This window comes from Flavobacterium panacis (assembly GCF_024649945.1).
GTDB classification, from domain to species: Bacteria; Bacteroidota; Bacteroidia; order Flavobacteriales; family Flavobacteriaceae; genus Flavobacterium; species Flavobacterium panacis.
This window is the reverse complement of sequence record NZ_JANKMS010000013.1, coordinates 1-20,238: the sequence shown is the minus strand read 5'-3', so window position 1 is coordinate 20,238 and position 20,238 is coordinate 1. Positions and strand designations below refer to the sequence as shown.

At 31.8% G+C, this 20,238-nt stretch carries 22 protein-coding genes and 2 tRNA genes; 10 read left to right on the top strand and 14 right to left on the bottom strand.

The window, feature by feature from the left end:
• Positions 1 to 95: 95 nt before the first annotated feature.
• From NQQ59_RS22030 to NQQ59_RS22020, 3 genes are read right to left on the bottom strand one after another with little or no spacing between them, the layout of a single operon-like run.
• A complete protein-coding gene (locus NQQ59_RS22030; RefSeq protein WP_144215341.1) occupies positions 96 to 1,184 on the bottom strand; it encodes a PorT family protein in 1,089 nt (362 codons plus the stop codon).
• A 32-nt stretch (positions 1,185 to 1,216) separates the two neighbouring features.
• Complete coding sequence (locus tag NQQ59_RS22025; protein WP_144215342.1) at positions 1,217 to 1,945, bottom strand: hypothetical protein; 729 nt, start codon at positions 1,943 to 1,945, stop codon at positions 1,217 to 1,219.
• Complete coding sequence (locus NQQ59_RS22020) at positions 1,932 to 2,492, bottom strand: RNA polymerase sigma factor (protein WP_144215343.1); 561 nt, start codon at positions 2,490 to 2,492, stop codon at positions 1,932 to 1,934. Before NQQ59_RS22020 ends, NQQ59_RS22025 begins: the two co-directional genes overlap by 14 nt.
• A 154-nt stretch (positions 2,493 to 2,646) precedes the next feature.
• On the opposite strand from NQQ59_RS22020, the gene NQQ59_RS22015 reads away from it, so the two are divergent.
• Positions 2,647 to 3,468 carry a hypothetical protein gene (locus NQQ59_RS22015; protein WP_144215344.1) on the top strand — a complete coding sequence of 274 codons (822 nt, stop codon included), beginning with the start codon at positions 2,647 to 2,649 and terminating at the stop codon, positions 3,466 to 3,468.
• An 88-nt stretch (positions 3,469 to 3,556) separates the two neighbouring features.
• Here the strand turns inward: NQQ59_RS22015 and NQQ59_RS22010 are convergent, their stop codons facing one another.
• Complete coding sequence (locus tag NQQ59_RS22010; RefSeq protein WP_144215345.1) at positions 3,557 to 4,534, bottom strand: polyprenyl synthetase family protein; 978 nt, start codon at positions 4,532 to 4,534, stop codon at positions 3,557 to 3,559.
• Positions 4,535 to 4,696: 162 nt separating this feature from the next.
• Between NQQ59_RS22010 and NQQ59_RS22005 the strand changes: the two genes are divergently transcribed.
• A complete protein-coding gene (locus tag NQQ59_RS22005) occupies positions 4,697 to 5,557 on the top strand; it encodes a hypothetical protein (RefSeq protein WP_144215346.1) in 861 nt (286 codons plus the stop codon).
• An 86-nt stretch (positions 5,558 to 5,643) separates the two neighbouring features.
• On the opposite strand, the gene rlmN is transcribed toward NQQ59_RS22005, so the two are convergent.
• Entirely contained in the window at positions 5,644 to 6,687 is a 1,044-nt protein-coding gene (rlmN, locus tag NQQ59_RS22000; RefSeq protein WP_144215347.1) for a 23S rRNA (adenine(2503)-C(2))-methyltransferase RlmN, read from the bottom strand.
• Positions 6,688 to 7,079: 392 nt separating this feature from the next.
• Between rlmN and NQQ59_RS21995 the strand changes: the two genes are divergently transcribed.
• From NQQ59_RS21995 to NQQ59_RS21965, 7 genes are all read left to right on the top strand, one after another.
• A complete protein-coding gene (locus NQQ59_RS21995; protein ID WP_144215348.1) occupies positions 7,080 to 7,640 on the top strand; it encodes a YceI family protein in 561 nt (186 codons plus the stop codon).
• A gap of 299 nt (positions 7,641 to 7,939) precedes the next feature.
• Positions 7,940 to 8,509, top strand: a complete 570-nt coding sequence (locus NQQ59_RS21990; RefSeq protein ID WP_144215349.1) for a YceI family protein — start codon at positions 7,940 to 7,942, stop codon at positions 8,507 to 8,509.
• Positions 8,510 to 8,514: 5 nt separating this feature from the next.
• A complete protein-coding gene (locus tag NQQ59_RS21985; RefSeq protein WP_144215350.1) occupies positions 8,515 to 9,963 on the top strand; it encodes a hypothetical protein in 1,449 nt (482 codons plus the stop codon).
• Positions 9,964 to 9,978: 15 nt separating this feature from the next.
• The gene (locus tag NQQ59_RS21980) at positions 9,979 to 10,530 is read left to right on the top strand and encodes a hypothetical protein (protein WP_144215351.1); all 552 of its coding nucleotides are present in this window, start codon (positions 9,979 to 9,981) and stop codon (positions 10,528 to 10,530) included.
• 164 nt (positions 10,531 to 10,694) lie between these two features.
• Positions 10,695 to 11,093 carry a hypothetical protein gene (locus tag NQQ59_RS21975; RefSeq protein WP_144215352.1) on the top strand — a complete coding sequence of 133 codons (399 nt, stop codon included), beginning with the start codon at positions 10,695 to 10,697 and terminating at the stop codon, positions 11,091 to 11,093.
• A gap of 111 nt (positions 11,094 to 11,204) precedes the next feature.
• Entirely contained in the window at positions 11,205 to 11,846 is a 642-nt protein-coding gene (locus NQQ59_RS21970; RefSeq protein ID WP_144215353.1) for an O-methyltransferase, read from the top strand.
• A gap of 45 nt (positions 11,847 to 11,891) precedes the next feature.
• Complete coding sequence (locus tag NQQ59_RS21965) at positions 11,892 to 12,611, top strand: phytanoyl-CoA dioxygenase family protein (RefSeq protein WP_144215354.1); 720 nt, start codon at positions 11,892 to 11,894, stop codon at positions 12,609 to 12,611.
• Positions 12,612 to 12,872: 261 nt separating this feature from the next.
• Here the strand turns inward: NQQ59_RS21965 and NQQ59_RS21960 are convergent, their stop codons facing one another.
• The 7 genes from NQQ59_RS21960 to NQQ59_RS21930 all read right to left on the bottom strand — a co-directional run bounded on the left by NQQ59_RS21960 (position 12,873) and on the right by NQQ59_RS21930 (position 18,943).
• Positions 12,873 to 13,436: a phosphatase PAP2 family protein gene (locus NQQ59_RS21960; protein ID WP_144215355.1), complete on the bottom strand. Its 564-nt coding sequence runs from the start codon at positions 13,434 to 13,436 to the stop codon at positions 12,873 to 12,875.
• Positions 13,436 to 13,783 carry a Sec-independent protein translocase subunit TatA/TatB gene (locus NQQ59_RS21955; RefSeq protein ID WP_144219769.1) on the bottom strand — a complete coding sequence of 116 codons (348 nt, stop codon included), beginning with the start codon at positions 13,781 to 13,783 and terminating at the stop codon, positions 13,436 to 13,438. The genes NQQ59_RS21960 and NQQ59_RS21955 overlap by 1 nt, the downstream gene beginning before the upstream one ends.
• A 153-nt stretch (positions 13,784 to 13,936) precedes the next feature.
• Positions 13,937 to 16,180: a M1 family metallopeptidase gene (locus NQQ59_RS21950; RefSeq protein ID WP_144215356.1), complete on the bottom strand. Its 2,244-nt coding sequence runs from the start codon at positions 16,178 to 16,180 to the stop codon at positions 13,937 to 13,939.
• A 65-nt stretch (positions 16,181 to 16,245) separates the two neighbouring features.
• On the bottom strand, positions 16,246 to 16,752 hold the full coding sequence (locus tag NQQ59_RS21945; RefSeq protein WP_144215357.1) for a DUF6702 family protein: 507 nt from the start codon (positions 16,750 to 16,752) through the stop codon (positions 16,246 to 16,248).
• Positions 16,749 to 17,504 carry a hypothetical protein gene (locus NQQ59_RS21940; protein ID WP_144215358.1) on the bottom strand — a complete coding sequence of 252 codons (756 nt, stop codon included), beginning with the start codon at positions 17,502 to 17,504 and terminating at the stop codon, positions 16,749 to 16,751. Before NQQ59_RS21940 ends, NQQ59_RS21945 begins: the two co-directional genes overlap by 4 nt.
• Positions 17,494 to 18,222 (bottom strand): carboxypeptidase-like regulatory domain-containing protein, encoded by a 729-nt coding sequence (locus NQQ59_RS21935; protein WP_144215359.1) that lies wholly within the window; start codon positions 18,220 to 18,222, stop codon positions 17,494 to 17,496. Before NQQ59_RS21935 ends, NQQ59_RS21940 begins: the two co-directional genes overlap by 11 nt.
• Positions 18,209 to 18,943 carry a carboxypeptidase-like regulatory domain-containing protein gene (locus NQQ59_RS21930; protein ID WP_257698434.1) on the bottom strand — a complete coding sequence of 245 codons (735 nt, stop codon included), beginning with the start codon at positions 18,941 to 18,943 and terminating at the stop codon, positions 18,209 to 18,211. Before NQQ59_RS21930 ends, NQQ59_RS21935 begins: the two co-directional genes overlap by 14 nt.
• Before the next feature lie 197 nt (positions 18,944 to 19,140).
• Here NQQ59_RS21930 and pepE point away from each other — a divergent pair, with 197 nt between their 5' ends.
• Entirely contained in the window at positions 19,141 to 19,848 is a 708-nt protein-coding gene (pepE, locus tag NQQ59_RS21925; RefSeq protein WP_144215361.1) for a dipeptidase PepE, read from the top strand.
• 136 nt (positions 19,849 to 19,984) lie between these two features.
• Here the strand turns inward: pepE and NQQ59_RS21920 are convergent.
• Both NQQ59_RS21920 and NQQ59_RS21915 read right to left on the bottom strand, forming a co-directional pair.
• Positions 19,985 to 20,057, bottom strand: a tRNA-Gly gene (locus NQQ59_RS21920).
• A 106-nt stretch (positions 20,058 to 20,163) separates the two neighbouring features.
• Positions 20,164 to 20,236: transfer RNA gene (locus tag NQQ59_RS21915), tRNA-Gly, on the bottom strand.
• Positions 20,237 to 20,238: the final 2 nt, after the last annotated feature.

Sequence of the window (20,238 nt, the reverse complement as noted above, 5' to 3'; positions counted from 1 at the left end):
AAAATACGTAAATCTTGTTGGAATTTTTATCATTTTAAATCAAAAAAAGCATCCCAAAATGAGATGCTCTTTACTAACTAAACTTAATTTTATTCTTAATTGAAATCGAAGCGAATACCTAACGAAATATTGTTCTCGTCTACCACATTGTTCTTAAATATTGGATTTAAATCATATTTTAAATACAAGCTTGTTGCTTTATATCCTATATAAGTACTTAATCCATAAACAAAATTATTTACATTATAATCGCCTTTTGTTTTTTGAGTGGTTTTATAATCATTGTCTTCATATTTTAAAATCTGTTTTGATTTTACATTGACTCCTGCATAACCTCCAAATCCCATTCTAAATCCTTTGTGCGTTCTGTAATAACTTTTCCCGTCATGATTTCCGTCTTTCGAAAAATCAAATTCTAAATGAACAGGAACTACCAAATACACATTTCGAAAACGAGATTCTTTTAAGTGTATCGGATTTGTTAATAAATTAGTTTGATCGCCATCTACAACAAAACTACGATTGTCTGTTGGACGAAGATTGTTATACATTAATGAAAGTCCGTATTTAGCATGCAATAAATTGTTGTCATTTAATATTCTAGAATTCAAAGTCAAACCCCATTCGTAAAAATGCGAACCGATAAAATCATAATTCGAATCCTGAAGTTTTCCATCAGACAATGTATTATTTAATCCCATTGCAAATACAAATTGAGAAGTTGTTCTTTTAGATTCTCTTTTCACTCTATCATCTTTACTATCGTAAACTTTCATTGCCGGAATTTTTATTTCAGTTTTATGCGGATTAATTGAATCGCTATTGGTACCAATTAACAAAACAGTTCCTTTATCTTTGTTGTAGTTCACTTTGCCATCTACTTTTTCCTGAACCAATTCTTGCAGTTTTTCTTGCTCAAGAGCCACTCTATTTTCTATGTTACGAGCTCTTTTTTCTGCAAAATCTTTTTTCTTCTTTTCTGCTTCTTCTTTCGAAATTGTTCCTTCTACTAATTGATTATTAACTTCATCTACTTCCTTCTTTAAAGCAGCTTTTTCTTCATTTGTAATTTGTTCGATGTTAACCGCAATTGCTTTTGCTTTATTCTCAAAAGTTTCTTGTCCTACCATTTTTGTAACAAATAGGAATAGTAAGAGAAATAGATAAATTGTAAAATTTTTCATGATTACTTTTTTTGATTGATTTGATTGATGATTTAATTTTTAATGTTTCGATTTTCAACAGCGACTTTAACGGTATGGTAACTTTTATTGATTTTTGCAATCATTTTTTCTCTAAAAGAAAGTTCCAGTTCTCCGTCAACTTGGTCTAATAAATCGTTAGAATCAATTTTGATTTTTGATTTTGTTTTAACTGCATTTTCTGCTAAAATCTTAGTTTCAGCTGTTTCTAATAATTGATCGACATTTTCTTTTTTAGAAGTTTCAGCAATTAAAGTTGAATTGTTGGTTGATTGTTTTTCTTGATTGTTTTTGATGATGATTGAAGACTCCGCTATTTGATTTGACTCATTTTTAATGATTTTATTTGAAATTTGATTCTGAGTTTTTTCGTTTTTATTTATTTTTTCTTGAGAAGTTTTTTCAGCAATTGCAGTTTCTGTTTTTACGGAATCCACAGTAGTTAAAGCTGGATTTATAATCGATTCTTTTTGAGTTTCAGTTTCATTTTCTTTCTCCACAACTACTGTTTCTGGCGTCTTAATTGTATTTTTATGTTGATTGAAAAATAGCGTCCCAACCAATAAAAATCCGATGAAAGTTGCTGCGATAAACAACCATTTTCTTTTAGATTTTTTAGCTGGTTTCTTTTCTTCTGCTACACTCAACATCGCATCCAATCGATCCCAAGCTTTGTTGCTTGGTTCGATTTCGCGTTGGTTTAGTTTGTCACGGAAATCCTTTTCAAAATTATTCGGTTCCATTATCTTGTTTTTTTAAAATAGTAATTTGTGTTTGGAGCATTTTTCTAGCGTGCGATAATTGCGATTTTGATGTTCCTTCATTAATTCCTAACATCTTGGCAATTTCATTGTGTTTGTAACCTTCGATCGCATATAAATTGAAAACCATTTTGTAGCCGTCTGGCAAAGCATCAATTAAATACTGAATTTGTTCTACAGTAAACTGGCTGTCGATTTCATTAAAGCTTTCTTCTACAAAAAATTCATCTTCGGCAAATTTTACTTTTTTCTGAACTCTTAAATACGAAATGCATTCGTTAACCATAATTCGGCGGATCCAGCCTTCAAAACTTCCTTTGTGTTCAAACTTGTTTAAGTTGGTAAACACTTTCATGAAAGCGGTAATCATTACATCTTCTGCCAATTGAATGTCCTTTATATATTGTCGGCAAACACTTAACATTTTCGAAGAATATTTACCATAAACCTGCTGTTGTGCCTGACGATTATTTTCGACAGCCAACTTTATGATTTTGGTTTCTTCTTGATGTAACGAAATAATTTTCATTAATAGGCTTTTGGTTTTGGTTTTAGAAACAGACTTCTATTAGCATAGACGATTGTCAATTTGAAATGGTTGCATGAGGTTGGAAAATATTTTTTATTTTTATTAAATGTTCTATTTAGTACTAAAAAAATAATGTTAACATATATTAAAGTAAATGATAAAAATTTTATTAACTGTAATTATAGCTATAACACAAGTGTATGTATATTTTATTCCACAAGATAAAGTTCTTGACAGGCGTTCTAAGCACATCAAACAAATCACCAAAAATGGATGGAAAGTAATTACATGTAGTGTACTTACAATAACACTAAGTATTATTTTACTAATAATTTCAGAAAGCGAATCTAATTCCTTTAATAAAAAAATAGAACAACATGATTCCATTACTGAAATAAACAGAAAAAATGATGCAGAAATGTACATTCAAAAATTAAAAGACAATAATACTGAGACTCGAAATGCATTACTCGAATATGGATATGAGATGGATTCTACCTCCATGAAAATTCAAAAAGCTATTGACAAAGCTAAAGATACGGTTTTAAAAGGCCCCAATCCTTATCTATTTTTAAAATCTATAAAAACAAACTCAAAAGATAACTTAGAGCGAAAATTCTCATTTGAGATTTTTTCAAGTGATGCAACGAGCTATGATATAAATATTACAACATATATGATTGAACAAGATTACAGCGAAAATAATCGTCTAATTCTAAGAAATAATTCTTTAAAAAATCATTTAGTAGTCACGAAGAATCAAGGCAAAACTTTAAATCTTACACTATTCAATCTAAATCCGGATATTGAATATTATTACGTCTATTTAAAAGGTACTTATAGAAAAAATCATAATGGAAAAAACATCGACATTGACAATGTTTATGGTTATAAAGTAAAAGACTCAACGACTTTTGAGCCGATGATAAGTATATCAAAAAATATAAAAAGTTTTGTAATGACTAGTATCAAATAATTTTAAAAATCTTCACCTGCTTCCTTCTCTCATCAAAGTAATTAATCTATATAATTGACAAATTTTCTAATTATCTAATTTAAAAAGATTATTTTTTTCTTTCGATAACATAATTCACCATCAAAGTCAAAGCGTCTTTGTATTCTGAATCGTCAAAGTTTTGAAGTAATGCAAGTGCTTCTTGCTGGAATTCGACCATTTTGTTTTCGGCGTAAGCCAAACCATTATTGTTTTTTACAAAGGCAATCACTTCTTTTACGCGTTTTTTGTCTTTGTTGTGGTTTTTGATGGAGTTGATCAACCACTTTTTTTCTTGCGGAGTGCAAGTATTTAAAACGTGAATTAAAGGCAAAGTCATTTTTTGCTCTTTAATATCTATCCCTGTTGGTTTTCCGATGGCTTCTTCGCTGTAATCAAATAAGTCGTCTTTGATTTGAAATGCCATTCCTATCAATTCGCCGAATTTGCGCATGTTTTCTACTTGCGCATCATCTTCAATTACGGCTTTCGCGCCAAGCGCACAACAAGCTGCGATAAGCGTTGCCGTTTTCTTTCTGATGATTTCGTAGTAAACATCTTCCGTAATATCAAGTCTTCTTGCTTTTTCTATTTGAAGCAATTCTCCTTCGCTCATTTCACGAACGGCTACGGAAATAATTTTCAATAAATCGAAATCACCATTATCAATAGAAAGCAACAAACCTTTAGACAATAAATAATCTCCAACTAAAACGGCAATCTTGTTTTTCCAAAGTGCATTGATAGAGAAAAATCCGCGGCGGCGATTACTGTCGTCCACAACATCGTCGTGAACCAAAGTTGCCGTGTGAATTAACTCAATAACCGAAGCACCACGATACGTTCTCTCGTTTACAGTTCCGCCAGAAACCATTTTTGCAGTAAGAAATACAAACATCGGACGCATTTGTTTTCCCTTGCGGTTTACGATATAATAAGTGATTCTGTTAAGTAATGCAACCTTTGAAGTCATCGATTCATGGAACTTCTTTTCAAAAAGTTCCATCTCGTTAAAAATAGGCTGCTTTATTTGAGACGTAATATTCATTTAGACTCCAAATATACTATTTTAAATAAAAATACGTTGTGTATTTTAGGTTAGGATTTTAATATTTTACTCCTTAATCTAAAAATAACCACCAAAAATAGCTCTAACTAATACTGATTTGAATTCATTAACTAAAAAAGAAGAACCCAAAACTATTTATTTATGAAAACAAAATTTTTATTAATTAGCACTTGTATTACTATGTCTTTTTTTATCAGCTGTAATTCTGATGAAAAAACAAATGATGGATCGGGAACAGCGATTACGAACGAAGAAATTATAACCAATTCTAAAATCGATGCCACTGTAGATGATGTTACCAATATTGCTGAAGATCAATTTACCTCACAACTGAATATAAACTCAAAATATAGCGGACCAAAAAAGAATTTTCTTCCAACTTGCGCCACTATAACAACTGTTTTAACCAATAATACGTGGACAAAAACTGTCGATTTTGGTGTAGAAGGCTGTACTTTGAATAACGGAAATACGGTAAAAGGAAAGATGATTGTTTCTTTTTCTAATGATTTCAGTTCTTCAACCCAAACCATCAGTTATACTTTTGAAGGATTTTATCATAATGGCAAAAAACTACAAGGAAGCAAAAGTATAGTTCGAACTATTAAAGAAACCAATCTGTTGGTTACAGCTCATCCTGTTTCTACTGCTTCGATAGATTTAACAATTACCTTTGATGATGGAAAAGTGTACACCAGAAAAGGAACTTTGGTTAAAGAAATGACTTCTGGCTATGACACTTGGTATGATTGGGATGATAATGTTTTTATGGTTACAGGAAGCGGATCAACGACTTTTCCTAACGGAGATACTTATTCGGCTGAAATTACAACTCCTCTAGAATTTAATGCTGCCTGTAGAAAATCTTTTGCTGTTAAAGGAATTGTTTCTATTACTAAAAATGGAGCTTCGGCAACTTTAGATTTCGGAAATGGAGAATGCGATACTCTTGCAACAGTTACTAAAGACGGAGTTACTGAAGAAATAGATTTGAAAAAATAATATCCTTTTTGCCCAATAAAAAAGCATTAAGAACAAGGTTTGCTTGTTTTTAATGCTTTTTTTATATCATCTGACGGAATGATGTTTTATGCTTCTTTATTTGCCAATTGTCCACAAGCCGCATCAATGTCTTTTCCGCGGCTGCGCCTTACTTTAACCACTACTCCAATATTTTCTAAAGCTTTTATGTAAGCCATAATCGATTCTTCTGAAGCTTGCTGGAATTCGCCATCATCAATTGGATTGTATTCAATTAAATTGACTTTGCATGGTACATATTTACAAAATTTCACCAAGGCATCAACCGAAGCTTTATCATCGTTGATTCCTTTCCAAACTACATATTCGTATGAAATTTTGCTTTTGGTTTTTCTATACCAATATTCTAAAGCTTCACGTAAATCTTTTAAAGGAAAGTTTTTACTGAAAGGCATAATGCGTGCGCGAGTTTCGTCGATTGCTGAATGCAGGGAAACAGCTAATTTGAACTTCACATCGTCATCGGCCATTTTTTTGATCATTTTAGGAATTCCCGAAGTCGAAACCATGATTCGTTTTGGAGACATTCCTAAACCTTCTTCAGAAGTAATCATATCGATTGCTTTAATGACATTGTTGTAATTCATTAAAGGTTCTCCCATTCCCATAAAAACAATATTCGAAAGCGGATGATTGTAATACAAACGACTTTCTTTATCGATAGCCAAAACCTGATCGTAAATTTCGCCTGGTTCTAGATTACGCATTCTTTTCAATCTTGCTGTAGCACAAAAATTACAATCTAAACTACAACCAACTTGGCTAGAAACACAAGCTGTTGTTCTAGTTTCTGTCGGAATCAAAACAGATTCCACTACAAGACCGTCGTGAAGTCTCACGGCATTTTTTACTGTTCCGTCGCTACTTTTCTGCATGGTATCAACCTTAATATGATTGATAACAAAACTATTTTCAAGCATAGACCTTGTGGTTTTAGCCACATTTGTCATATCTTCAAAGCTGTGAGCACCTTTGCTCCATAACCATTCATAAACCTGATTTCCACGGAAAGCTTTATCTCCGTTTTCAACAAAAAAATCGCGAAGCTGTTCTTTTGATAAGGCTCGTATGTCTTTTTTCTCCATTTGCATGCTGCAAAGTTAATCACTTTTGTTGTTTTTCTTTGATTTTTAGATGCATTCTTAATCTTATCAGAAAAACTAAAATGATTTTCCTTCTTTTTTTGCATTATAAACAGCTATTTCTACTTCTATTTTTATTTCCTCCATTCGCTTCAAAAAAGAACAAACCCTCTCAAACAAACACAAACATTTACAAATCAAATATTTAAAAACAAAAGTCATCCAAATTCAATCGCAATTGAATCTTCAGTTCTTTACTATAAAAATTTAAAAGCACTTTAGTCATGATTTTTATCATTCCGTTTCCTTTATGTGAGCGATACTTTTGATCTAAGAAATAGGGCTAGTTCACAACCACTTCAAAGAACTTCCCTGATTAAAATTAACCTATACATATTAAGATGAAAACAATTAAATCAATCCTATTAACAGTAATCTTTACTACAGCATCAGTACAAATAAATGCTCAAAAAACATATACTGTCAACGCAACTTCAACATTCGAAGTGGCAGGTACTTCTACCGTACATGATTGGGTAATGAAATCTAATGAAGGAACTGGAACAGCCAACTTAACCATAAAAGATTCCAAACTTGCTGGCATCAACAGTTTAAACATTTCCTTATTGGCAGAAAGTCTAAAAAGCTACAAAACAAGTATGGATAAAGTTGCCTATGAAGCTTTGGACACAGAAAACCATCAAAATATTGAATACGTTTTAAAATCTGCAACTAAAATAGATGAAACAACGTGGAATCTAACTGGAGTTTACACTATTGCAGGAATAAGCAAAGAGTTTGTAACGCAAGTAAGAGTAACTGCAAGCAATGGTAGTTTTATTTTACAAGGTTCAAATCAGCTTACTTTTGGCGATTTTGAAATGGCGCCTCCAAAAGCAGCACTTGGTGTTGTTAAAGCAGGAAAAGACCTTACGGTAATATTCAATATCGTTTTGAGCTAATCACCCTTTTTAAGCGTTAAAAAACTTCAAATTCTAGATGAAGTTCTCACTTTCAAAATCTTAAAATTTTTACACATTAATAAAATCATACGTTCTTTTTTGTCTTAGTGATCGATTTTGTACAAAATGAAAACGTTGTAGTTATTAAATACCTATTTAATAAAATTTTAACAATGATTTTTATCATGTATTTCACTGATTTATAGAAGGATCTTTGATACAAGTTAAAACAACATTCTTAGTACTAATAGAAACTGGCCGACTTATTAACTTATTTTTTACAATAAAAACATGACAAAATGAAAACAAATACCTTAAAATTTATTGCATTAGTTACAGCTTTTTTAGGAATCACTTCAATCGCTACTGCTCAAAAATCATACACTTTAGATAGTAAATCGACTTTCTCTGTTGCAGGAACTTCAACACTTCATGACTGGGAAATGAAATCAGCTTCTGGAACTGGAACTGCCTCTATTAATATCGCAAGTGGAAAATTATCCGATATCGATGCCTTAACCATAACGCTTCCGGCAGAAACTGTAAAAAGTGAGAAAAAAAGCATGGATAAAGTAGCTTACGAAACGCTAAAAACAGATAAAAATAAAAACATTAAATACGTTCTGAAATCTGCAGAAAAAGTAAACGAAACGACTTGGGAATTAACTGGAACTTATACCATCGCAGGAGTTAGCAAAGTTTACAAAACTACCGCAAAAACAACTGTTACAAAAGATGGTTTAAACCTTCAGGGATCTAACAAAATTACGTTTACAGATTTCGGAATGAAATCTCCAACTGCAATGCTTGGAACAATTAAAACAGGGCAAGACCTAACTATAAAATTCAATTTAAACTTTAACCTATAGCCGCCATGAAGAAGATTTATATCCTATTTATTACACTTATCAGCACATTTGCTGTTAATGCACAAGTTAGTTTTGGAAACATGCAAAACCAAATCTCTAGAGGAAAAGACGGTATCAACGTTTTTGATGTTCAAAAAGACAATAGAGAATTTAAAGGTCTTAGTATTGACCTGGGTGGTGCTTTCAACATGGACTTCCAAGCAACAAATTCATTCAACGATCAACCTGCTAGCGTTACGACTACGACTACTACAGCTGCTGGAACTACCGTTAGATCAATTAACGGATACCGTTTAATGAATACTGAAAACAATTTTACTCTTCCTGGAGCTGATCTATACATTGGTGCTCAATTGTTTGACGGTGTACGAGTAAATTTAGATGTTTATTTAGCATCTAGACACCACAATGATGCTTATGTAAAAGGAGGGTATTTACAAATTGACAAGTTAGACTTCATCAAAAAGGACTTCTTGGCTGATGTAATGAAATATGCTACAATTAAAATTGGACAAATGGAGAACAATTTTGGTGATGCTCACTTCAGAGGTTCTGATAACGGTAACACAATCAAAAATGCATTTGTTGGAAATAACATCATGTATTCTTTCACTACAGAAATGGGTATGGAGGTTTACTACAACAGAGATGGATGGGTAAGCATGTTAGGGGTTACAAATGGTAATTTAAATCAAAGTAATGAAGAGATTTTCTATACTACTGGCCCAAACACCAATACAACACATAGTCCTTCAATCTTAGCTAAATTTGGTTACGACAAACAGATTAATGAAGATTTAAGAATAAGATTAACTGGTTCTTATTATCATAATGCAAATCTTGGTAACGCAAACATATATTCTGCTAATAGATCAGGATTTGGTTATTGGGGTATCTTAAACAATAATGCTTACACCAATACCATCACTAGAACTGATACTAACGGAAATGTTACTGTAACGAATACTGATGTTCCTACTAGTTTTAGCAAAACTTCTACTCCAGAGGCAACGTTCAACCCTAATTTCAAAAATTGGGCTACAACATACATGATCAACCCTTTTATAAAATATAAAGGACTTGAATTCTTTGGAACTATTGAATTAGCTTCAGGAGGAGACAAAGCTGGTACTGATGATAAACGTACTGCTAATCAATATGCTTCAGAGCTTATTTACAGATTTGGAAAAACAGAACAATTCTATCTAGGAGGAAAATACAATACAGTATCTGGAAAATTATCTAATGCTGATGCTAAAGAGGTTACAGTAGATAAATTTGAAGCAAGTGCTGGTTGGTTTATGACAAAAAACATTTTAGCTAAATTAAACTACGTGAATCAAAACTATAAAAATTACTCACAATTTACTGGAAATCCTGCAACTGGAAATCTTAACAACTTTTATGGTGGAAAATTCAATGGTTTAGTATTCGAAGCAGTAATTGCATTCTAATGTAAATAAAACAAAATGAAAACTAGATTTTCAATATTAATAATGGGTTTAGCAACATTCTTTTTATTAGGAAGTGCTAAACCCACTTTTTTCCCAGAAGATACCGCTGTGGTAATAAATAAAATCAAAATAGAAATCACAGGACTCTCTACTGTTGGCAAATACAATTGTTCTAACACTTTTAACATTAAGGATACCGTTTATGTAAACTCAGTTAAAAAAAACACATTTAATACTGATATCAAAATGACAAACTTTGATTGTGGTAATAAAATAATGACGAAAGATTTACAAGGAACCGTAAAAGTTAAAAAGTTCCCTAACAGTACCGTTAGCATTTCAGATATAAAAAGAGACGGTAAAAATTACAAATGCAGACTAAACTTCTATATTACAGATAAAACCTTAAAATACAAAGATTTCATTTTATACAATACCGACGATAAAATTCAGGGAACTCTTAGTTTAAAATTCTCAGATATCGAATTAGAAGCTCCAGTTAAAATGGCTGGATTAATAAAAGTGAAAGATGATATTGTTATCAATTTCAGCTTATATAAAAATTAAAAAAAAAATATCATCTCATTTCAAATTCAAAATTTTTGGCATAAGAATTGTCTTGCTCTCGAAAGAAAAATAATCTTACAAAGAGCTCAATCATTTTAAAATTTGTATTTTTATTTTTCAGCCATTAACCTTTAAGTTTTATCAACCTAAAAAAAATTGAAATTATGAAAAAACAAATTTTAAGTTTAGCTGTTATTGCTTTATTAGCATTCGCTGTTCAATCATGCGAGAAAAAAGAAAATAAAACTGCAGAAGACGAATTAACCCTTGGCAACAAAGTTGATTCTTTGACAACAGATATTAAAGAAGTAAAAGACAGCGCCGTAAGCAAAGCAGAAAGTGCTGCAGCAAAAGCTAAAGATGCTACTAAAAATGCAGCAGAAGACATTAAAAATGAAACTAAAAATGCTGCAAATAAAACGGAAGAAGCTGTTAAAAAAGCAGCAAGTGACGTGAAAGATGCCACTAAAAAAGGCGCAGAAAAAGTTGAAAATGCAGCAAAAGCAGCAAAAGACGGAACTGTAAAAACAGCAAAAGAAGTAAATGAAGCTTTGAAAAAATAATTCATTTAAAACCTAATCAGAAACCATTCGCCAAAACGAATGGTTTTTTTATGCAAAATAGTGAGCCAATATTTTTTGTATTTTTGTCTTCAAAATTGAAGATACTACAACATGCATTTTATATCACAAGAATTAGAAGACTACATCGAACAACATTCTGAAAACGAACCAGAATTATTGGCAAAACTCAATAAAGAAACTTACCAAAAAATACTTTTACCAAGAATGTTAAGTGGGCATTTTCAAGGTCGCGTTTTGAGCATGTTATCAAAACTAATTCGACCAGTAAACATTCTTGAAATCGGAACTTATACTGGTTACGCCGCTTTATGTTTGTGTGAAGGAATGCAGGAAAATGGACAATTACACACTATTGACATCAAAGAAGAATTGGTTGATTTTCAAAGAAAGTATTTTGATGCTTCTCCTTGGGGAAAACAAATTTTTCAACATTTAGGTGAAGCGGTAAATATTATTCCCGATTTAGATTTAAAATTTGATTTGGTTTTTATTGATGCAGATAAAGAAAACTATTTGAATTATTGGGAAATGATTGTTCCTAAAATGAATAAAGGCGGTATTATTTTATCTGACAATGTTTTATGGAGCGGGAAAATTCTAGATCCGGTTCATCCAAATGATGTGAGTACAAAAGTACTTTTAGAATACAATCAGCTTTTGAAAGATGATCCGAGAGTAGAAACTGTACTATTGCCAATTCGTGATGGATTGACCGTTTCCAGAGTACTTTAATTTAGATTTTAAGTTTCTAAGTTTTTCATGCCCAAAACAATCAAAATGACTTATTCAAATCAGATAGACAACGAAGGATTTTCGATAATAAATAATGTTTTTACAACAAATGAAATCGAAAATATAATTGCATTGATTGAAAGCAAAACAGCAAACAATCAGGAAAATGCTACTTTCAGAAAATCTCAGGATTTATTTGCTATCAGGCAATTTCATAAAGAAATACCAGAAACTTTAGATTTTATTTTTAATGAAAACCTAAAGGAAATTATTGAGTCTAATTTTGGAAAAGGATATTTTATAACCAAATCAATTTATTTTGACAAACCCGAAAAATCGAATTGGTTTGTAGCGTATCATCAGGATTTAACGATTTCTGTTGATCAAAAAATGGAAATTGAAAATTTTGAAAACTGGACAGTAAAACAAAATCAGTTTGCGGTTCAGCCTCCTACTGAAATATTGGAAAATAATTTTACTATCAGAATTCATATTGACAAAACCACTAAAGAAAACGGAGCTTTAAAGGTTATCAATAATTCACATTCTAAAGGAATTTTGAGAATTGAGAATCTCGATTTTGAAAATGAAAAAGAAACAATTTGTGAAGTTGAAAAAGGCGGTATTATGATCATGAAACCACTATTATTTCATGCATCAAACAAAACTACAAACAATGAACGAAGAAGAGTTATTCATATCGAATTTAGCAAGCAACAACTTCCAAATGGATTAGAATGGAGTGAAAAAACAGTTCTGAATTGATTTTTTTTAAGATTCTAAGTTTTAAAACTTGATTTAATAATATATAATACTTTGAGTTGCCTCCAGCTTTAGCTGGAGATTTCTAGATAAAATTAAAAAAAGGCTTTAGCCAAATACGCAACTGTATTTTGGCTAAAGCCTTTTCTTTAGATCAATATTATATGTATCCAGCTAAAACTGAAGACAACTCATTAAAATTTACATCAAGCTAAAAAACTTAGAACCTCAGTATCTCAGAACCTTAGCAGCCTCCAAAAAAAACTATCCTGGAAAGTATTGCGGTTTTAGCCTTTTGTAAACCAAATAGATTAAGAATCCAAAAAGTGCTCCAAAGAAATACCCTGCCAGAATATCACCTGGAAAATGCAAACCTAAATAAATTCGGCTGTAAGCAAAAATTAAAGGCCATAAGAACAAGAAGCCTAAATATTTAAAATAACGTCTTAAAACCAAAAATAAAAAAGTCGCAACAGCCATTGTATTTGCTGCATGTCCAGAGAAAAAACTAAAAGATTTTCTTTCCTGCACCACTCTTATAATTGTGTTTACTTCTGGATCATTGCAAGGGCGTAAACGCTGAAAAGTATGTTTGAATAAATTACAAGTTTGATCTGTAAAAGCAATCAAAATAGCTATAAAGAGTAAAAGATACAGTGTTTGTTTGCCTCCTATCTTTTTATATATAAGATAGAAAAGAAATATAAAAAATGGCGTCCAATACAATTGCTGGGTAATAATAAGCCAAAGTTTATCGTATGTTTCAGAACCTAATCCGTTAAGATATATTAATAGATTTGTATCTAACTCCTTTATTGTTTCAAGCATTATCTTTGGCGTTTAATAGGACCAGAAAGAGAATCAATATCTTCCTTCACTTTTTCGATTTCATTTGTAGTATCACCTAAGAGATTTCCTGTATCTCCAAGCAAATTCGATTTTGCATTATTAATCTCTGCATTGATATTTCCAGTAATATCATTCAAAGATTTTGAGTCAAGACCATTTGCCTCTGCTCCTTTTTGAATTTCACTTTTAATATCATTAGTTGCATTTTTTAACTGAGCCATAGCTTTACCCATTGTACGAGCGATTTCCGGCACTTTATCTGAACCAAAAAGCATTAGTACTATAAACAGTATAAAAACTAATTCTCCTCCTCCTATACCAAACATAACTTTAATTTTTGTTGTCGCAAAGATATTAAATTTTGCAGCGTTGAGTTTTAAAATTAACTTAAAAAGTCCTTTAAAATACATTTACAAAAAGAAAAAGTTCATCTGGCTTTTTAAAACCTGATGAACTTTCCAGTATAATTTTATTTCTTTTTATTCAAATTTTGATTTTGTTTCTACTTTCGGCCATGAATTATTAGTAACATCAATATCTGCCGTTAACAATTTAGGATCTATTTGAATACTCTTAATTGCTTTAGTTGTAGCATATACTTTTTTGGCAGTTTCATTACTTTTTCTCCAGATTTGTGCCGGATATTTGTAATTATCTTTAGAACCATCTTCATAAGTAATCTCAACTAAAATTGGCATAATCATTCCACCTGGTTTATTAAATTCTACTTCGTAGAAATATTTAGGTGATTTAATGCTTGCTTTTTCTTCAGCCGTAAAAGTTTGATCTACATAATCTGCCAAAGGCTTGAAATCTTCAATTTTTAAAGCTTTTTTCTTAGATTGATTTACTTCCGTATTATCTCCTGAAACCAAATAAACAAAAGGTCCTTTTTCATATCCAAAACGTCCTTTTCTAACTTTTACATCTTTAATATCTGTAGTTGGCGTATCCGAAACATAATATTGTTTTACTTCTTTAATTCCGATATCTACAAAATCAGTTGAGTAAAACCAACCTCTCCAGAACCAATCCAAATCTACTGCAGAAGCATCTTCCATTGTTCTAAAGAAATCTTCAGGAGTTGGATGTTTGAATTTCCATCTGTTGGCATACGTTTTAAAAGCATAATCAAACAATTCTCTTCCCATAACTACTTCTCTTAAAATATTAAGACCTGTAGCAGGTTTTCCGTAAGCATTGTTTCCAAATTGATGAATCGTCTCAGAATTAGACATAATTGGCTCCAAAAACTTTTGATCTCCACTCATGTACGGAACAATGTTTTTTGCCGGACCTCTTCTCGAAGGGAAATTCGGATCTAATTCCTGTTCTGCTATATATTCTAAAAATGAATTCAAACCTTCATCCATCCAAGTCCATTGACGCTCATCAGAATTTACAATCATTGGGAAAAAGTTGTGTCCCACTTCATGGATAACAACACCAATCATTCCGTTTTTAACTTCTTTGCTTGTTACGCCATTTTCATCCGGACGTCCATAATTCCAACAAATCATCGGATATTCCATTCCTTGATCTTCTGCAGAAACTGAAACTGCTTTTGGATAAGGATAATCGAATGTATGTGCTGAATAACTTTTTAAAGTATGAGCAACCGTCATAGTTGAAGTTTCTCCCCAAAGCGGATTTGCTTCTTTCGGATAAACCGATTCTGCCATAACCACTTTATTGTTCAATTTCACAGCCATCGCATCATAAATGAATTTTCTTGATGAAGCAATTCCGAAATCACGAACATTTTTAGCGCTGAATTTCCATGTTTTTTTCTTTTCAGAAAAACCTTTTTCAGCTGCTTCAGCTTCTGCCTGAGTCACAATAACTACAGGTTTATCAAATGATTTTTGAGCCTGCTCGTATCTTTTTACCTGTTCTGCTGTAAAAACTTCACTTCTATTCATTAATTCTCCTGTGGCATCAATTACGTGATCTGCAGGAACAGTAATATTTACATCAAAGTTTCCAAAAGGAAGAGCAAACTCTCCGCTTCCCCAGAACTGCATGTTTTGCCAACCTTCTACATCATTATAAACCGCCATTCTTGGATAGAACTGAGCAATTACATAAAGTTTGTTGCCATCTTTTTCGAACAACTCATATCCTGAACGTCCGCCTTCTTTTCTATAATTATTGATATTGTACCACCATTTTATAGAGAACGATATTTTTTCACCTGGTTTTAAAGGAGAAGTCAGGTTAATACGCATCATCGTTTCATTGATCGTATAGGATAATGCATTTCCCTTTGCATCTTTAACCTGCTCAATATTAAATCCACGTTCTAGATCTTTCTTTAAATACTTAGAAGAAAACCCTTCAAGCGGTAAAACCTGATTGATTTTTTCCCCTTCAGCCAACGAAGTCTGTCCGTTTGCTCTGGCTTGATTTTGATCCAGCTGTACCCATAAATATTCCAAACTATCAGGAGAATTATTACTGTACGTTATAGTTTCAGACCCCGTTAATTTTGAATTTTTATCATCCAGCTCAACATCAATCTTGTAATCTGCTTGTTGTTGGTAATAAGCTGGTCCAGGCGCACCTGAAGCAGTACGAAACATATTTGGAGTCGCCAGTAAATCATACATTTGACTAAATTTATTTGTATCGTATTTGCCCTGCTGCCTTACAGGTGTGGTTGCTGCTTTTTCCTGTGCAATTAACATGGCAGGGAAAAGCAATAATAATGAAATTTTTTTCATAAAAATTTATTGGTAATTTATCAGGTGGTGAAAATAACAATTAAAACCATATTTTTCCACACTCATTAATACTTTAACACTTCTTTTCTTGAAGATTCCGTAAAGAGAACACTCTTTTTGGTGTTAAATGCTGTAATATGTGTAATGTTTTGCTGTTCTGAATTCCAATCTAACAAAACACTATTTAAAATTTCCAGAGTTTTAAACTTCTCAATATTCTTAATTCTTGAATAACAAACCAAAACATCGTCTGCTTCGACTTCTTTAGAAAGAAAAGTTATTTCTTTAGATTGTCCATTAACTTTAATAGAGAAGTTTTCAGAAAGATATTTTTTCAATAAATCTACATCTGCCTGTGTTTCTTTGCTTGTTCCAACAAAAGTCTTCTTGTGGTATTTCTTTTCCATCGCATTATTCAAATCATCAATAAAAATGCGGGAAGTAATTTGGAGCATTTTTTTCTCAGAAGCATAATTCACCTGAAAAACACCTACATAAAACTTATGAAAGGTAAATGCCGAAGACAACACAAACAAAACTGCCAACAGACAGCAACCTAATTTATTTTTCATTTCTTAGCAGCAGCCACTTTCTTAAATTCTTTATTCTTGTTGATCATAAAATCTATTAATTGAAATTTTTGATCAGGATCAACCATTTGTCTAGAGTGCGGATCGTTTGAACAGTACATTAGAAACAATTCAATTTCATCCTCTTTAAGATTTAATGTTTTGGTATAGAAATCTTTTGTAAAATTGTCTTTAGCATATTCTACAAAAGCTATATCTGTTACTTCTTCTTCTTTTATATCTTCTTTTTTACTTAAAAGCTTTTTAACATCTTTAAAAATACGGACAAAATCCATTCCGTATTTAATAGTCTGATCAGAAAGCATTGCATTATTTTTAGCCGTTGATTGCTTATCATCCTCAAACTGCATATCTACAACACCCTGAGAACCACCTCCTAAAGATTTTACTTTTAATTCTTTATGAACTACAACCTCTTTAAGCTCATTATTAACTAAATCCAATTTTGCTTTAAATAAAATATCAGCACAATCTTTTTCTGTAAGAACAATTTTTTTTGACTGAAAAGCTAATCCAGAAAACAACAATGTATCTTTTGGCCGCGCCATGATATCAAACAAACCACCAGAACCAATAAATGTTCTTACATTGGCATTGACATTCATTACATAACCACTTTCAATAGTTAAAAAATCATTTATAACCTGACCGTGTAATGGTTTCCTTGAACCGTTTTGTCCTAAAATAATTTGACAAAATAAGCAGACAACGAGTACTCCTAATTTATTTTTCATTTTCGAGAATTGTTAGATATTTTCTTGCTAGATCTGTGATTAAAAACATACTCATTGTTTTGTTTTTAGTATTCAAAGATACAGCAAAATCAGCATCATCCACACAAAATAATTGAAATCCTTTAATATCATCAACAGGAATTCGCAATCTATCTGTGTAATAATTCTCTTCAAAAAGATACTCTAGTTTTCTAAAAAGAGCTTCTTTTTTCTCCACATTCACCTCTTTTTTCAACATTGCAGTACGACCCGACATTGCATTTAAAAGTTTATCTACAGAAGTAGACGTCGCCGTATAAACTTTTCGTTCTGCCGGTGTATATTTCTTTTGTCCGTACGGAATAATCCCTAAGTTTTCAGCTGTAATATTGGCATTTTCATTTACAACCACCTCCTTTAATTCCACTTCTTTAGCAATCATTTTTGCAACAAGCAAATTTGGATAGAAATCTGCTGAAGTAATTCTACGTTTAAGCGGCTCCAGATTTACAGCAGAAAAAACCAAAACCTCGCCTTCTTTAGCAGTAATCAAAAAATTACCATCAGAATCTGAAACTGTTGCCAACTGAGTCGTATTATTAATAATATTCACTCCCTCAATCGGAACAGACTGCTCCAGTACTTTCCCTACAATCTGCTTTGAATCGTTTTTTTGCCCAAAACCAATTTGAACAAAAACAAACAACACAATAACCAATATCAATTTACTTATTCTCACTCGCAATAATTTCTTTATACTTAACCGCCAATTCTCCTAAAAGAAATTCTGTTGAAGTTTTATTTTTAGAATTTAAAATCACTGTAAATTTTTCATTTTCTACAGCATAATATTCAAAGCCTTTGACATATTCTGCTGGAATTTTCAATCGGTCAATAAAGTGATCCAAACTAAACATATTCTCCAAAAGCCTCATAAAAAACTCCTTTTTCTCTACCGCAACTTCCTTTTTCAGCATAGCAGTTCTTCCTGAGAAAAAATTCAGCAATGGATCAGCAGAAACAGATCCACCTGCCATGGTTCCGGCATTTGCTGTAGCGTTTAAAGCAGTTGCTGTCTGTAATTTTCTTTCTGCCGCAGTATATTTTTTTTGCCCATTTGGAATTATCCCTAAATTTTCGGCATTAATATTATCATATCTCTTAATCACAACTTCTTGCAGCTCGTGCATTACCATAGTAAGCCTTACAGAAAAATTAATATTTAAAAAATCTTCAGCCTTCAACATAATCCTTTTCTCCTTAAAACTGATTGAAGAAAAAACCAGCACATCATCTGGTTTTGCTAAAATCGAAAAAGTTCCGGAAACATCTGTAGTTACTGTTTCTTCTGTTTGAGCATTAATAACATAAATACCTTCCATGTTTGAAGTATTCGAAACTACTTTACCATTCAAAACAGAACGATCCTGAGTTTGACACAAACATGTATGACTCACCATAACAACTAAAAAACATGTGATTTTTTGAAACAAAATGAGATAATTTAAAAAAATTCTTAAAACGGTAAAAATATCTTAATCTCATCCAAATTTAATACTAATGAGTTGGTAAAAATATGTTAATTAAAATCTCAAAAATCATTCACAAAAAAGAGTTTTTAATATCTTTATACATCAAAATTTGAGTTAAAAAAATCATGAAAAGTATTATTATTGCAAGTACCTCAACTTTGCACGGAGGCAATTATTTAGAATATATTTTACCTACTCTACAATCGCATTTCAAAAATTGCAAAACCCTATTATTTATTCCCTATGCACGTCCTAGCGGGATATCACATGAGGAATACACTCAAAAAGCAGCAGAGGTATTTTCTAGCATCAACATAAAAGTAAAAGGGATTCATGAATTTGAAAATCCGCAAGACGCAGTAAAAAATGCAGAAGGAATTTTCACAGGAGGCGGAAACACTTTTTTATTAGTTACTCAGCTTTACAAAAACAATATTATGCAGTTACTTTCTGAAACTGTAAAAAATGGAACACCATACCTTGGATCGAGCGCAGGAAGTAATATTTGCGGACTCTCAATGCAAACTACTAATGACATGCCCATTATCTACCCGCCAAGTTTTCAGACATTAGGATTAATTCCATTCAATTTAAATCCGCATTATTTAGATGCCGACTTACAATCTAAACACATGGGAGAAACACGCGAAACCAGAATCAAAGAATTCCATGCTTTTAATACAATTCCTGTTTTAGGCCTAAGAGAAGGAAGCTGGCTAGAAGTTAAGGGAGAAAAAATAACACTTAAAGGAGATTTATCTGCACGTTTATTTAAACAAAACGAAAATCCAATCGAATTAGAACCAGAAAGTGACTTGAGCAATCTGAAATAATTTTTGAAACCATATAAGCAATATAAGTTCAATTAAAATCTAAGCTTAAAAAAAACTTACAATTTCTTATATCACTTATATGGTTTAAAATAAATAAAAACAAAAAAGCCTCAAACAATGTTTGAGGCTTTTAAAGAGCGAAAGACGAGGCTCGAACTCGCGACAACCAGCTTGGAAGGCTGGAGCTCTACCAACTGAGCTACTTTCGCATTAACAGGGTGCAAATATAAATAAATTAATTTTTAAAACAAATAAAAATCAAAAAATATTTATTTTTGACTAAAAATCGAAACAAAAAATGTTTGGATTTTTTAGAGCGAAAGACGAGGCTCGAACTCGCGACAACCAGCTTGGAAGGCTGGAGCTCTACCAACTGAGCTACTTTCGCAT

Coding starts and splice junctions, on each gene's coding strand:
- NQQ59_RS22015 (WP_144215344.1), top strand. CDS start 2,647: ATGATAAAAATTTTATTAACTGTAATTATAGCTATAACACAAGTGTAT.
- NQQ59_RS21995 (WP_144215348.1), top strand. CDS start 7,080: ATGAAAACAATTAAATCAATCCTATTAACAGTAATCTTTACTACAGCA.
- NQQ59_RS21970 (WP_144215353.1), top strand. CDS start 11,205: ATGCATTTTATATCACAAGAATTAGAAGACTACATCGAACAACATTCT.
- NQQ59_RS21930 (WP_257698434.1), bottom strand. CDS start 18,943: ATGGTGAGTCATACATGTTTGTGTCAAACTCAGGATCGTTCTGTTTTG.
- NQQ59_RS21980 (WP_144215351.1), top strand. CDS start 9,979: ATGAAAACTAGATTTTCAATATTAATAATGGGTTTAGCAACATTCTTT.
- NQQ59_RS21965 (WP_144215354.1), top strand. CDS start 11,892: ATGACTTATTCAAATCAGATAGACAACGAAGGATTTTCGATAATAAAT.
- rlmN (WP_144215347.1), bottom strand. CDS start 6,687: ATGCAAATGGAGAAAAAAGACATACGAGCCTTATCAAAAGAACAGCTT.
- NQQ59_RS22020 (WP_144215343.1), bottom strand. CDS start 2,492: ATGAAAATTATTTCGTTACATCAAGAAGAAACCAAAATCATAAAGTTG.
- NQQ59_RS22030 (WP_144215341.1), bottom strand. CDS start 1,184: ATGAAAAATTTTACAATTTATCTATTTCTCTTACTATTCCTATTTGTT.
- NQQ59_RS21985 (WP_144215350.1), top strand. CDS start 8,515: ATGAAGAAGATTTATATCCTATTTATTACACTTATCAGCACATTTGCT.
- NQQ59_RS21945 (WP_144215357.1), bottom strand. CDS start 16,752: ATGAAAAATAAATTAGGTTGCTGTCTGTTGGCAGTTTTGTTTGTGTTG.
- NQQ59_RS21960 (WP_144215355.1), bottom strand. CDS start 13,436: ATGCTTGAAACAATAAAGGAGTTAGATACAAATCTATTAATATATCTT.
- NQQ59_RS21940 (WP_144215358.1), bottom strand. CDS start 17,504: ATGAAAAATAAATTAGGAGTACTCGTTGTCTGCTTATTTTGTCAAATT.
- pepE (WP_144215361.1), top strand. CDS start 19,141: ATGAAAAGTATTATTATTGCAAGTACCTCAACTTTGCACGGAGGCAAT.
- NQQ59_RS22025 (WP_144215342.1), bottom strand. CDS start 1,945: ATGGAACCGAATAATTTTGAAAAGGATTTCCGTGACAAACTAAACCAA.
- NQQ59_RS21950 (WP_144215356.1), bottom strand. CDS start 16,180: ATGAAAAAAATTTCATTATTATTGCTTTTCCCTGCCATGTTAATTGCA.
- NQQ59_RS22005 (WP_144215346.1), top strand. CDS start 4,697: ATGAAAACAAAATTTTTATTAATTAGCACTTGTATTACTATGTCTTTT.
- NQQ59_RS21955 (WP_144219769.1), bottom strand. CDS start 13,783: ATGTTTGGTATAGGAGGAGGAGAATTAGTTTTTATACTGTTTATAGTA.
- NQQ59_RS22010 (WP_144215345.1), bottom strand. CDS start 4,534: ATGAATATTACGTCTCAAATAAAGCAGCCTATTTTTAACGAGATGGAA.
- NQQ59_RS21975 (WP_144215352.1), top strand. CDS start 10,695: ATGAAAAAACAAATTTTAAGTTTAGCTGTTATTGCTTTATTAGCATTC.
- NQQ59_RS21990 (WP_144215349.1), top strand. CDS start 7,940: ATGAAAACAAATACCTTAAAATTTATTGCATTAGTTACAGCTTTTTTA.